Consider the following 13,603-nt stretch of genomic DNA (forward strand, 5'->3'; position numbering starts at 1 on the left):
GCGGATCTCGCTCGGAACTCGCGAGCTAGCCAAATTTCTTAACGTTCCGAACTTCGCCTCAGAAACCGAATAATTTAAGGGCTGTCCTATAGATTGGGAAATGTGCTAACTAAACTAGTTGGTTAATTAATAACTTCACCCTTATATTAAATCACTTTCAAATTGATAGGGATATTATGGTGTAGATCCAATCTTCACCTAGTGACCTCAACGCCTATTCTACGCTCAGTGGGGGTGCCTTTTTTTAAGAGTAGCACCTAGACCTTTACTAAATACAAAAATAGGTAAGCAACAACTAGAACTCAGTTAAGTAGTAATTTTTCGGTAAAGTCCTAGTTGCTCTATAGCTTGGACTAATCATTTTGTTGTTCGCTGCACTTCCGGTAGAAAAAAAAGATTGTGGGATATTTAGCAACATATTAAGCAGTATTTGACCCGCAGAGTATCATCAATTGCCTAAAATCTTCCTGCAGAACAATCTTTTAAGCTGGCTAAAAATTTGCCTTTAACTATTTCCAGATCCACATACCAGCATAAGATATTCAATAATTGTATAAAGTATAGCGAAAAATTTCTTTCTAATAGCCTACTTGCTGCCATGCAGATTTTGAACCCAATAACATTGATAAACTACTACTTATGAATTCATTTATTGTTTCGCTTTTTATCATTGGGCTCGTGACTTTTTCTATGGCTTGGATGCCTTTTGTTTCCAAGAAACTGAAGGTGTCTTATTCGGTGTTTTACATGGCTGCGGGTATTTTACTTTATTGGCTTTTCCCTGATTATCTACCAAATCCCCTTCCCCAAGAGAATGAATCTGCCGTTCTGCACTTGACAGAATTGATAGTTATTATTTCTTTAATGGGTGCTGGACTGAAAATAAGACGTACTTTTTCTTTAAAAAATTGGAGTCTGCCATTGCGGTTGGTATTTGTAGCTATGCTCCTAGGGATTGTGATTGCCACTTTGTTGGGTTATTTTATGCTAGGCCTGAACCTGGCCGCGTCCCTTTTATTGGCGGCAGCAATAGCGCCTACTGATCCAGTGCTCGCTTCGGATGTTCAAGTAAGTGCGCCAAACGAAAAGAAGGATCCGGAAACAAAATTTGCCTTAACCGCCGAAGCTGGAATTAATGATGGATTGGCTTTTCCATTTACCTGGCTAGCTATAACTGTTGCCTCAATCAGTGCTGGCAGTGATGATACGCTGTGGAGTTGGTTTTCCTACCATTTTGTTTATCAAATCGTAGTAGGATTAGTTTTAGGTTTTTTGTTGGGCAAGGCAGTGGGTTACTTACTATTTACTTTCTCTAAAAAGTATAAGTTTTTGGAGAAATTGGACGGATTCGTTGCGCTATCAATGACTTTGTTCGTGTATGGATTTACAGAATTATTGCATGGATATGGTTTTATAGCCGTTTTTATATGCGCATTAGCTCTTCGTAGCTATGAAAAAGATCACGAGTACCATGAGTCCATGCATTCGTTTACAGATCAGATCGAGAGGATATTTGTAGTCCTACTCTTGATGCTTTTTGGAGGGGCTATCTCATTAGGAGTGCTGGAGAACCTAAGTTGGAATATGGTGTTTTACGTTTTATTATTTTTACTGGTGATCCGGCCGGTAGTAGGGTACTTAAGTTTACAGGGAGCAGCCATATCAAACAGGGAAAAAATTACAATCAGCTTTTTCGGTATCAGGGGCTTAGGGTCAATTTTCTATCTGGCATTTGCCTTTCATGAAGCAGAATTTGATAATAAAGATGAGCTTTGGTCTATGGTATCGCTGATGGTTGCTTTGTCTATTTTGATTCATGGACTTACCGCAAGTATGGCTATGAAAAAAATTGGCGATTGACAGAAAATGGAGTGGCCTGCCCATAGGTATGTAATTACTCCCGACTACTGTACGGGATTACCTAGCAACCTCAACGCCTAGTTTACGCTTAGTGGTGTATGCTGTGTGAAGTTTGCAACTTCATCCTTATATTAAAATCAATTTCAAATTGATAAGGATAGGAAGGCGTAGTTCCAAACTACGCCTAGTGACTTCAACGCTTTGTCTACGCTCAGAGGGGAGTAAATGAGACATGCTAAGTTTAATATAGCGCTAAGTTCTTTCCTTTATAAGTAATGACATCTTCAAAATCAACCACTTTTTTGAATAGGATTAGTTCAAGTTTTAACAGAAGGTCATTAATGAGTTTTAATAACTCAGGTCTAAGCTTAATGTTATGAATTGTCAAATGAATCTCACTTTCTTTGTTGTGTACAACCGTGTTCCGCAACTTGTAAATGAGAATAAGTAGGGCATTATATATAGCACCGTTATTAGTGGTGTCTATAGTTTTAGATTCGTTTGGGTATAATAATTCTTCAACAGTTGCTTTTAAGATTGCATTAGTAGATAGTTTGAGTTTAAACCAATTTCCTAAATCGACTTCGTTTGTTTTAAAAACAGTTTTGAAGTTAGATTTATCAAAGTCATCATATTTAGCTAAGCTGGTCATTTCTCGCAAAAATAGATTTTGATTTGAACTGTTGCCTTGGATTTTCACCAATAGCGTTCTAGTAATCAAATATTCTATAACTTGATATAATTTCAAATACTTGACTAGTATGTCGTTTGCATGATGATATTCATCTATAACATCATAAACTTCAAAAAATTGAGTAAAGTCATTTGTTGATGTGTTAACTGATGATATTAAAGATGACTCAACCTTATAGTCATGAATTACGTCTTGAGGAAATAGCGTTCTATTTCCTTTCAACAAATAAAGGAAGTAGCTTTTAGAATATAAATTTACAAAATTTTTATTAGTCGAATTGTAAACTGCGATTACTGTATTTTTTGCTCCAGAGATAACCTTACTGAAAAATCCGGAGAATTCGTCTTGTGTAATCGTGTTCTTACCGAAGAACAGGATTACTTCTCTAAATTTTCTCTCTATATTATCTTTTTCAGCCTGTGAAATTTTATAAGGATCATTGTTTTCAATGTATTTGATTGGTATTATTGCTCCGATTGGAGAGGCCAATGCAAAGTTTCGTATTCGGAATTTTGTTTCTTTTTTTCTTGATAAATATGATATTTCAACGCTTTTCAGAGATATATAAGTGTTAATGTCATCAGTTAAATCAATTGTTGTGTCAGTGGTTAAGCCCTCCAAACTGTTTGTTATCGCCATAACTGCAACACTTTCAGGTGCTTTAAGTTTAAAGTTATTAATGACCACCCCTAAGAGATCTGTTTCATATGACAGTTCTAAATCTGCGTCAAAAATATCTAACTCTAATGATAGTCGCTTTAAGAAGTCTTTTGCACATTGTTCAATACTCATTTCTTCTTCATTTCTTGATTAAACAATGACATCCAATTCGTACTTTCTTTTTTTAGTTTATGAATTGTGTAGTTCATAACAACGGATCGTATAAGATTTCCAATATTTACTGACCTTCCGCTGAGACTATCGTATTCAGCATTAAATTTATTAAGGTTTAATTCCTTGGTTAAGGATGTTTTTAATTCCTCAAAAGATTCAAGAATTTTTTCATCTAAACCATCTATTTGGTCGGAAGAATTTAAATTTAAATAAACACCAACTCCAGCAAATACTCCATTTAAAGTAGTGTCTTTTCCAAACCATGCTAGGCCTTCTTTTCCATAAGCTGAGCTCATCTCACTATCAATTGCAAACAATTTTTTTAATAGTTTTTTAATGAATTCACTGTTGAAAATTAATTCAGTGTACTGAAGTGAATTACCTTCATCATTTTCATTGATTAAATCATAACGATATATTATATCACTACTAATTCTTTGAGGCTTAGCTAGAACTAATGACATAAGAGAGGTGATAATTGAAGAGAATAAGTATTCACCTGGTTTTCTTTCTCCTCTTTTGATTAAATTAAAATCAATTTCTTTTTCTCTAATTACTCTTATATTTACGAGTTCGTTGTTTAAGGATTTCCATAAGTTCAAAAATAGGATCTCAAACTGATGTTGTGTGGATACAGCTTTATGTCCAGCATTTAGCACTAGCATTTTTTTTACTAAATCAGGTTCAGAGAGATTTGACCATATGGTGAAGTATAAAGTATAGGTAGAGTATTTCTTATGAAAGTCTATATTAGTTTTTCCTTCAGGGAAGTTGTATTTAAAAAATTTGGAGTCAACAATTCCATTTTCAAAGAATTGAGGATATGATGATTTAATTCCTAAGATGGCATCTTTTAAATTATTGTAATTGTTCTCTTTAATTTTGATATAAATTTTCCAGAATGCCCAGAGTCTATAGGTTCGTTGCAGTCCATCAAGAATGTCTAATTTACTATCAATAAGATTTACAGTGCTAGACTCTTTGATTTGTGAAAGTGGTTCATGATAAGCAAGAGTGATATTTGGTAATGGTTCTCCAAGCTCAATAGTGTTTAGTAATCCATCTAGATATCTGTTTTTTACAATTTTCCTTTGAACCTCAAAATTAAAGTTGTCATCGACAAGAGATTCTACATATTGTAGTAGATTAAGTTCAGCAAGAAGCCAGTACTTGCCTTTCCCAAAATCTTTCTCTTTAAGTATTTTAAATTTCATTTATTCTTAGTTCTTTCCTTTTTAATGCGTAAACCAGTTCTAGTTAATTTTAAATTAAGCGAAATCCCTTTTAGCTTCCTTCGGTTACTTAACAGATTCCCTTTTATCAAAATAAGCGACAGTTATCCAAAAATTTTGAAAACCTCTAAAAAACCTATCTCAGACCTTTTAAAAAGCTCTTCAAAATACGCCCTCTTTTCTTCTCCCGCAACCCATAGTTAAAAAATAGAAGAAATTCCTCAGAAAAAGTCGTCGTAACAAACTTATCCTTTCCTCAACAAATCCATCTCCGCTTTCCCATGTCCATCGGGCGTGGTGTAAAATGGACGCTGTTCGATCTCGTAGTTTGTCTCTGGAGCTATACCTAAGGCATGATAAACCGTCTGATGGATGCTTTCGATTTTGATCGGGTTTTCTATGCTTTTGCAAGGTCGTTCATCCGCGGTTTTGCCATAGACATGACCGCGTTTGATGCCCCCGCCAAACATTAGTATGGAGCAGCCATCCGTGAAATGCCGGTGCATTCCGTAGTTTTTCATGTCTTCTATAATATCCGGCACGTCCACCTGATCTTTTACTTTCAAGCCCGGTCTCCCTTCGGTCAGCATATCCCGGCTAAACTCAGAGGCTACGATGACTAGCGTTCTGTCCAGTTTGCCACTTTCATCCAGATCAGAGATGAGTTGGGCGATAGGGGAGTCGATCATCTTCTTCATGTCCTTCAGACGGGTATGTCCATTGTCATGGGTATCCCAGCCGAAGAATGGCTCATACTCGGAAGTGACTGTGATGTATCGAGCGCCCTGATCCACCAGTCTTTTTGCCAGTAGGCAGCCTAAACCAAACTTACCATTGTTGTATTTGTCATAGCTTTCCTTGGGCTCCAGACTCAGATCAAAGGCCTTGGCTTCCGGGGAATTTAGCAGGATATAAGCCTGTTCCATGGAACGCTTGAGGGATTCTTTTTGATAGTCCGAACCGTACTCGCCCATCGCGCCTGCAGAAAGCAGGTTTTCATAGAGTTGATTTCTAGATTCAAATCTACTCGTGGACATGCCGATAGGAGGGCGCACGCTATCCAAGCCAGCCGAAGGATCCGGAATCAAAAATGGTCCATGCTCAGAACCCAAGAAACCTGCACTGTGAAAAGCCTTCAGTTCCTCGCCCTCGCCCACCGAAAATCGCTGGCCAATATTGATAAAGGATGGAATCACTGGGTTTAAGGGGCCAAGTTCCTTGGAAATCCAAGAACCCAAATGCGGTACGACCACGGATTGTGGAGGTTCGTAGCAGGTGTGAAAGTGATATTGATGGCGTGTGTGCAGAATGTGTCCCAGATCTGCCGCCACGTAGGAGCGGATCAGTGTTCCCTTGTCCATGATTTTTGCCATGGATTCCAGGCCTTCGGAAAAGTGAATTCCATCCAATGCTGTCGGGATGGAAGGGAAGGTGCTGAGCACTTCTTTGGATTCCATTCCCTTGCGAAAAGGCGTGTATTTCTTTGGATCGAAGGTTTCGGTATGCGCCATTCCTCCAGCCATGAAAAGTAAGATCACCGAATCTGCCGTTGCAGGGATTTTATCCACTCCGCAGGAAGACAACAACCCCGCCAGCGGTGCGCCCATTCCCATAGTTGCCATGGCAGCTGCAGAGGTTTTTTTGATAAAGTCTCGACGGTTAAGTGGTGTTTTCATGTTGTGCTCTTTTTGTTGGCACTGAGGTCAGCACCTTCTTTTTCTTTGTTTAAGCAGACCGAAGACCGGTGACCGAAGTGGCCTAAATTTTAGAATTGGCCTTTTATTTAAGTATTCAAATGTTGTGTCTGTCCGAGTATTAAATATTCTTTGAACATACAAAAATGGACTGACAGTAATTTGGTTTGGAACCATAATCATGGTCACCTTGAGCGAAGTCGAAAGGTTCTCGACTCCGCTCGAACTGACCAGCTTTCGGTGTCCTCGTCAATCTGTCATTGGTAGCGAAGTCGAGGACAAATATTTCACTTGTATTAAAAGGGGCTTCGACTTCGCTCAGCCTGACACAGACTTCGCTCAGGCTGACACGGTCACCTCTTTTTTGTAAATTCTAAATTTTTCTTACTCGCAATGATGCCTCTTCCGTCTTCTGTCTCCTGTCTTCCGTCTTTTTTACTCCACCATCTGAAACTCTGGCAATAGAATCACCGCCCAGAATAAATCCTGGATTTTAGCTGCATCTGGTTTTGCGCCTAAAGCCGTCTTAGCGATCGCCAGTTCTTTCTCGTTAGGTTTTCGGTTCAAAGCTTTTAGGTATAATTCCTCCGTGATCTGAACAGGATCGCTAAGTTGAGTCTTCCATTTTTCCGCTCCTTTCTGCAAGGCTGTATTCAATCTTTCTCCGTTTGTAAGTTCGAGTGCTTGTAATAAACTCCCCTGAGCTTCTCGGCTTGTGGAGACAATCTCACGATTTGGTCTTCCCAAAGCTGTGAGAAAAGGATTATTTGCCACCAAAGATGCTCGCGCAAAAGATGGAGTAATATGCTCGGGCTTCTGCAATTCAAAGGGATTGTACTTGATGTCTTCGTCTGGGAAAAGAGGATAGACGATTTCACTAACTGCATCCGAGAACTGTTCAGCTGTCATTCTTCTCCTCACCATTCCGCTGAATTTGTAATCATCAGCCATGAGAGCATCATAGCTTTCGTAGCCTATAGATTGAGATTGGTAAATTTTTGAATTGGCGATCTGGTAAATCAGCTCCTTCAGGTTATAGCCATTTTCCACGAAATCCGAAGCCAGCCAATCCAGTAAATCCTGGCTCCAAGGTTCGTTATCCATTTCATCGACGGGCTCTACGATTCCACGTCCCATTAGCTGCTTCCAAACCCGATTTACAATCGTGCGATACATTCTGCCATTTGCAGGTTGCACCAATCGATCTGCAAGCTGTCTGAGTTTTTCCGCTTTGGTAGCTACACTGTCTATATCTCCCAGTTCTTCCCAGAGGATTGCAGTCTTAGCCATTTTGCCTGTAGGTACTTCACATCGGCTGACTTCAAGAGTAGAATCTGCGAAAATATTGGCGAAAGCATAAGACTCTTCGAGTTTCCAATCTGAGATAAAACTATCGTGGCAGGAAGCGCATTTCAGGTTCAAACCCAAAATCACCTGCCCCACATTTTGCGCAGCCTGCATTTCTGTTCGCTGACTGGCATTGACTGTTCCACGCCATTTAATTCCCTCGATAAAGCCCTTGGACTTTTCGGTGGGATTTAGCAATTCCCTGACAAACTGATCGTATGCTTTGTTGTCTCTTAGCGAAGTGTAAAGCCAGTCCGTGATATTGTATCGGCCCTTGGTGATGTAGCCAGTTCCGGTGTAGTCGTTTCGCAAGGCATCATTCCAGAAAGTCAGCCAATGCGTGGCATAATCATCGGATTGGTTCAATAGATTCTGTAGCCAGATGCTTCGCTTGTCAGGCCTAGAATCAGATCTGAATTCCTCTAATTCCTGTGGACTCGGAATCATTCCTGTGATATCGAGATAGATCCTGCGGAGATAGGTTTTGTCGTCCACAACTCCTTTCCATTCCAGCTTGTTTTCCTGGAAGTATTCATCCACCCAAAGATCTATTGGGTTTTCCAAGCCAGCCTTGTAAGCTGGGAGAGTTGGGTTTCGAGGAGCCAATTCTGCCACTCGGTAAACAGACTGCTGAGCAGCGCCATCTGGCCAAGGAGCGCCTTTGGCTATCCAAAGTGCGATCAAATCTCGTTCGTCTTTGCTGAGTAGTTTGCCTTTGGAAGGCATTACATCGTCGTGGTTTTTGCCCAGGTTAATTCTTCGTATAAGCTCACTTTCACCTGGATTTCCGGGGATTAAAATCTGGCCATTTTCGCCTCCGGCAAAAACATACTCTTTTTCATCCAAGCGTAATTCTCCTTCGATTTTAGCTCCGCTATGACATTTGTAGCAATTGTGAGCTAGGACCATCCGAACTTCCCCGATCAGTTTCATTTCTTTTTCAGGACTAAGTTCTGAGCTGTAGGAAGCTAGATTTATCGGCGTTTTTTCAATTTCTGATTCATTGGCATTGCCCATAGGTAAAACTTCCGTAAGAAAATCCTCGCCGTGAGTAAGTGATCCTCCAAAATGTCCCGCCACGGAAACGCAGATGGCAGTTAGAAATAGGCTAGCTCTATAAACTTTTATCTGAGAAGGAATGGGATTGCTTTTGATTTTGGAGAGGAAGAATAAAGTAATAGCACTCAAAACGGCCGTTCCAATTCCTATCCATTGATGTAGATCCAGGAGTTCACCAGATGTACCTTCATTCGTAGCTAAGAGCCAACCCATTGGAGCTGCGATGATTGAACTCACAGCTCCAATAGTTGCTAGAATCAGTATTCCGGGCCTGATTTTCGAGTTGAACTTCCCGAAAGTAAAGAGTTCCAGCAATGCCGCTACTACTATCAAAGCAATAGGGAAATGGACGATCATGGGATGAAGTCTTCCTAGAAACTGCCAAAGCCAGAATGTGGGTTCTTCTACTACTTCGGTTTGGGCAAATGCTGAGAAATTAATCAACATCATACCGTCTATTAACAGGAAGACTAAGGATAGAGTAGAAGATTTTTGTGATTGATTTTTCAATGCAGTTCTATGTAATTCAAACGAGTTAGTACCTGCTGATTCTGAGCAGGGTATTTGTCTAACAGTTGAAAAATAGTGGTTTTGTTGGGTAAATCTATCCTGTTTGGGAGTTGATTTGATGAATGGGTTTATTGCCCGCAGATTTACGCTGAAAAGATCCGCAGATAGACGCGGATTCTCAACCTGCCCCTTTAGTGCCTGTCCGCTGAGGCGGAGACAAACTATGGGTAAAGATTTATAATAGAAAACCTTACGTGCCTTTAGGTACGACTCTATGGTAATTGATGAAATTAGCGCTGTACCTAACGGCACAGCAAAATTTCGTACACAACAAAAGCTACCCATAGTTTGCCCCGATGGGGCAATTTTGAATGTTGGGATTATGCAATCTCTCACCGCCGTTCGTGTCCTCACGAATGGCATACTGGGCAAAACGTTTGTAATCCTAGTTATACTCAGCCATGGGAGCAGAAGGGTTACAAACCCAGAGATATTGGTTCAGGATTACAAATCCTGAACAGCCATGTTTCCGCTGTGAAGATCCGAAGGATTGAAACAATTCATAACCCTCGGCAAAGCCGGGGGTAAAGCACATGAAGATTTGAAAGAAGCCCTGTAAGGGCGAAACTCCTGCTCTTCTAAATTCCGAAGAATATCAACGGATTTTTAATCCTGCTTAATACTCAGCGATTTTAGTACCCTTCGACTTCGCTCAGGGTGACAAAACCTTCGAGGTCAAAAAAAAGACCTCAAATGTTGTCTCAGCGAGCTCCGCGAAACCTCCGTGACCTTTGCGGTTAAAAAAAACATCATTCTACCACAAACCAGGTATATCCTCCCGCAGGAATTTCTATTTGAATGTCAACGGAGTAATCACGATTGAGCTGATAGCTTTTGGCTGCTCCATCTTCAATTTGGATTTTGGCTGTTTGATCAAGTCCGGAGTAATAGAGCGGTACATTTATTGATTTTTTGATTGGGGTTGAAGTTGGGTTGAAAAGCATGCCTAATCCTTTCTCTTTTCCTTTTGGATCCACGTGCATCCAGCCATCCCAGTCTCTACCGTCCGCTCTTCGTAGTCGTATAATGTCTGCATTCAGGATGTCACGGTACTCTTTATACCAGTCGATCACATCGATCACCACTTGCTTGGTTTCCTCGGTGTCATACAATCTTGGCCCTCGATAACATGCTTGCACACCTGCTCCATAATACTGCATCATCAGTTGCTTGTAGTCGCTTAAGTGATCAGAGAGTGGTTCCAGAACCGCGTCTGGCCCACCGCCATGATAGGCTGTCAATGGTACAAATCCCCAGCCCATAGAAGGAGTTTTCTCCCAAGTGGCGTCATAGATATTTTGACGATTGAGAATTTTCTGCTGATCACGGGAGAGTGCAAAGTTCACCTCTCGATAGCCTAAAGCGATTTTGTGTGAGCCATCCAAAAAGTACCAGTCAGGCGCATTGATGTAAATCCCTTGGCCGTTCATCCAATGATAAAGGCCTTTTTGGAGATTCATCTGAACCCACTGTGAATCTTCTAAACCATGATGTCCGGGGTGAGAAGTGGAGGCGCAAACATCGCCAGGATATGGTCCATCATTTTCAAAAATATCAAATCCTGTTTCTGTGTAAAAACCCTTAAGCTTCTCCAAATAGTCCAAACCCCATTCGCTGGCCAAACAAGGGGCATTTCCGAAGAACGCTCCTCCCGGTTTGCCTGTAATTGGGCTGATGACATCATTTTCGGCGTCGATACTGCGAGAACTGAAAAGAGAATATCCGCCAATCTTAATTCCTCTTTCATGTGCATAATCTGCCAGAGATTTCCAACGGGCGATATTTTCCGGAGAATCATCCTCCATATTGATATGACTACCAAAACTTAGGATTAATGCCTCGTAACCTGTGGCTACGCATTGATCAATCGCGGTTTTTACCTGCTCATCGTTTTTGCTTACCAAGTGCATGAAGATCGGATTCTGCAGCACCCATGGCGCAATAGTGCGATACATCTTCTTTCTAGCCAAGCCATTTCTCTCCCGATCATAGCTGTCTAGCACCAATTCATAACTTCGAATAGATTCAAAATGATCACCAGATTCAAGTGAAATCCCGATTCCTTTCTCTGGATAAATTTCCAAAACAGCAGGGGTTTCGTAGTTGTAATTTACCTGTGAGGTGTAGCTGGAATCCATTTTCCAATGGGAAGCCTGATCGCTCAGTTCGGCATGCATAGAGTTATTGAATGCAAAGTTGTTTTCTACATACAATTGATGCTGCTTTTTCATCTTTTCAGTAGCACCTACCACTGCAGATTCTTCCTCTACTATCGCGAGTAGTTCATGCTTTACCTGATCGATATGATAGGCATTATTCCCCTGAGTTTCCATAGTCAGATACTTCGAAATCAATGGGAGATTGTCGAAAATCTCATAATGAATCTCCAGTTTCAGGTCTGCCAAATCAGGATGAGTATAAGAAAATGAGATTTTTATTCCTTTTGCAGGCAAGGGTTTTCCTGTCCAATAGGCAGTTTTGGCAGGGAAATGTGTTGTGATTTCGGAGACTTTATAGCTCTGATATTGAAAGTTGTTTTGGCCTTTCTCCAGATCCTTCAGCCATTCTTTCAGGAAATATCCTTTTTCAGGAAGCTCGAGTTTCCCGCCAACAACATACTTTTTTCCATCGATGGTAACTTCTGCTTCCGGCAGAACAGAACGTAGCAATTGCTCGCCGTTCATTAGGTTTTTGAAGTCGTAGCAAACTAGATTGGGAGCGAGGTAGAAACTACGCTGCACGAGTCCATTGCTTATTGTGAGCTCATTTTCTGATGTAGTGATTAATTCGGCTGGATATGATTTGTCAAAAAGTAGCCAGTCATTTTCACTTTGCTGCGCAAAAGCGTTGATGCTAAAAATTAATAAAAGGAATGTTAAGGGTAAGATTTGGAGTCTTTTGCTATGACCTAATACTTGTGTGGAAAGCCAGAGCCTTCCAAAAATTTCCTTCAGCATCATTTTATAAGAGGTTTTGTCTGGTCAATAAACAATAATTGTATCGACCAGACAAAACTTATTTAAATAATTGACTTTATCAATTCTTCCTACCAAGCCGCCGTTCGAGTCTTCTCGAATGGCTTATACCCCAGTTTATCTTGCTGCCGATCGTGTCATCACGAATGACTTAGCTGCCAAGTTTATTTTGATTTGAGGAAACTGGATTATGGGCAAGGAAGGACCTAGGCGAGCTATGTTTCTGTGGATTGTTAGATATCAAAGTATTGACTTCACTAATCCTCCTTCTACTCTGATCGACGCTCCATTGGTAGCAGAGGCCAAGGGGCTGGAGTAATAAACTACCGTGTCTGCCACTTCTTCAACAGTAGCAAATCGCTGAATCAGGGAAGTTGGTCTCATGTCTTGGAAGAATTCTTCTTCTACTTTTTGTACGGACTTACCGCTAGAATCAGACATGTCTTCGATGAATTTGCCAACTCCTTTGGATTTGGTTGGGCCAGGTAAAATCGAGTTGACCGTGACATTGGAGCCTTTAGTGAGTTCTGCCAAACCTCTAGCCACTGCCAATTGAGCAGTTTTGGTCATTCCATAATGGATCATTTCATCAGGGATGAATACACCGGATTCGCTGGAAATGAAAATGATTCTGCCCCAGTTTTTAGCGAGCATTTTTGGGAAATACTGTCTGGAAAGGCGAATTCCGCTCATGACGTTCATCTCGAAGAATCTAAACCAGTCTTCGTCAGGAATATCTGCAAAAGCTTTTGGCTCAAAGATGCCAGCGTTATTGATCAAAATATCTACTTCTGGAAGAGCTTTCAATAAATTGTCTACTTCTTCTACTTTGGAGAAATCTGCTGGAATTCCAGTGACTTTATCAGATCCAGTTTCTGTTTTTAGTTCTGCGATGGCCTTATCAATGCTTTCCTGAGATCTACCATTGATGATTACAGTAGCTCCTTCTACCAAGAATCTCTTTGCGGTAGCAAAACCAATTCCTGCTGTGGATCCAGAGATGAATGCTTTTTTGTCTTTTAATTTTAAGTCCATGGAAGGTGTGAGTTAAAAATGGTTAGTTGAAAGGCAGCTAAGTGCCGCATGCAAGTGTAAACTAAACTGCGGCTAAGAAAATTCGATTGAGAGTGAAAATGTGGGAAAATTTATTTTGTTGCAGCTTTCTCAGTTCTTGTCATCAAGTACGGTATACACTTTCGCTTCCGTTCGTGTCGTCACGAACGGCTTATGAGCCATGATTTATTTTGTTGAGATCGTAAAGTCAAGGTGATTTTGGAAGTCACCATACGTTCCTCTGGAACGTGGTAGGATGTTGTATATTGAAAAGCTACAGACGAG

At 40.6% G+C, this 13,603-nt stretch carries 7 protein-coding genes; 1 reads left to right on the forward strand and 6 read right to left on the reverse strand.

Going from position 1 to position 13,603, the window contains the following annotated elements; translation table 11 throughout:
* Positions 1-699 precede the first annotated feature (699 nt).
* Entirely contained in the window at positions 700-1,860 is a 1,161-nt protein-coding gene (locus LV85_RS21805; RefSeq protein ID WP_245942403.1) for a cation:proton antiporter, read from the forward strand.
* Between the two features lie 241 nt (positions 1,861-2,101).
* Here the strand turns inward: LV85_RS21805 and LV85_RS21810 are convergent, their stop codons facing one another.
* From LV85_RS21810 to LV85_RS21840, 6 genes are all read right to left on the reverse strand, one after another.
* The gene (locus LV85_RS21810; protein WP_111323439.1) at positions 2,102-3,346 is read right to left on the reverse strand and encodes a hypothetical protein; all 1,245 of its coding nucleotides are present in this window, start codon (positions 3,344-3,346) and stop codon (positions 2,102-2,104) included.
* Positions 3,343-4,602, reverse strand: coding sequence for a hypothetical protein (locus LV85_RS21815; protein ID WP_111323441.1), 1,260 nt, complete (start codon positions 4,600-4,602; stop codon positions 3,343-3,345). The genes LV85_RS21810 and LV85_RS21815 overlap by 4 nt, the downstream gene beginning before the upstream one ends.
* A 263-nt stretch (positions 4,603-4,865) precedes the next feature.
* Positions 4,866-6,296, reverse strand: a complete 1,431-nt coding sequence (locus tag LV85_RS21820) for a DUF1501 domain-containing protein (protein WP_111323443.1) — start codon at positions 6,294-6,296, stop codon at positions 4,866-4,868.
* A gap of 453 nt (positions 6,297-6,749) precedes the next feature.
* A complete protein-coding gene (locus tag LV85_RS21825) occupies positions 6,750-9,170 on the reverse strand; it encodes a DUF1549 domain-containing protein (protein WP_245942401.1) in 2,421 nt (806 codons plus the stop codon).
* 869 nt (positions 9,171-10,039) lie between these two features.
* A complete protein-coding gene (locus LV85_RS21835; protein ID WP_245942402.1) occupies positions 10,040-12,250 on the reverse strand; it encodes an alpha-galactosidase in 2,211 nt (736 codons plus the stop codon).
* Positions 12,251-12,505: 255 nt separating this feature from the next.
* The gene (locus LV85_RS21840) at positions 12,506-13,300 is read right to left on the reverse strand and encodes an SDR family NAD(P)-dependent oxidoreductase (protein ID WP_111323449.1); all 795 of its coding nucleotides are present in this window, start codon (positions 13,298-13,300) and stop codon (positions 12,506-12,508) included.
* Between the last annotated feature and the right edge of the window lie 303 nt (positions 13,301-13,603).

The sequence above is a fragment of the Algoriphagus chordae genome (genome assembly GCF_003254055.1).
GTDB classification, from domain to species: domain Bacteria; phylum Bacteroidota; class Bacteroidia; order Cytophagales; family Cyclobacteriaceae; genus Algoriphagus; species Algoriphagus chordae.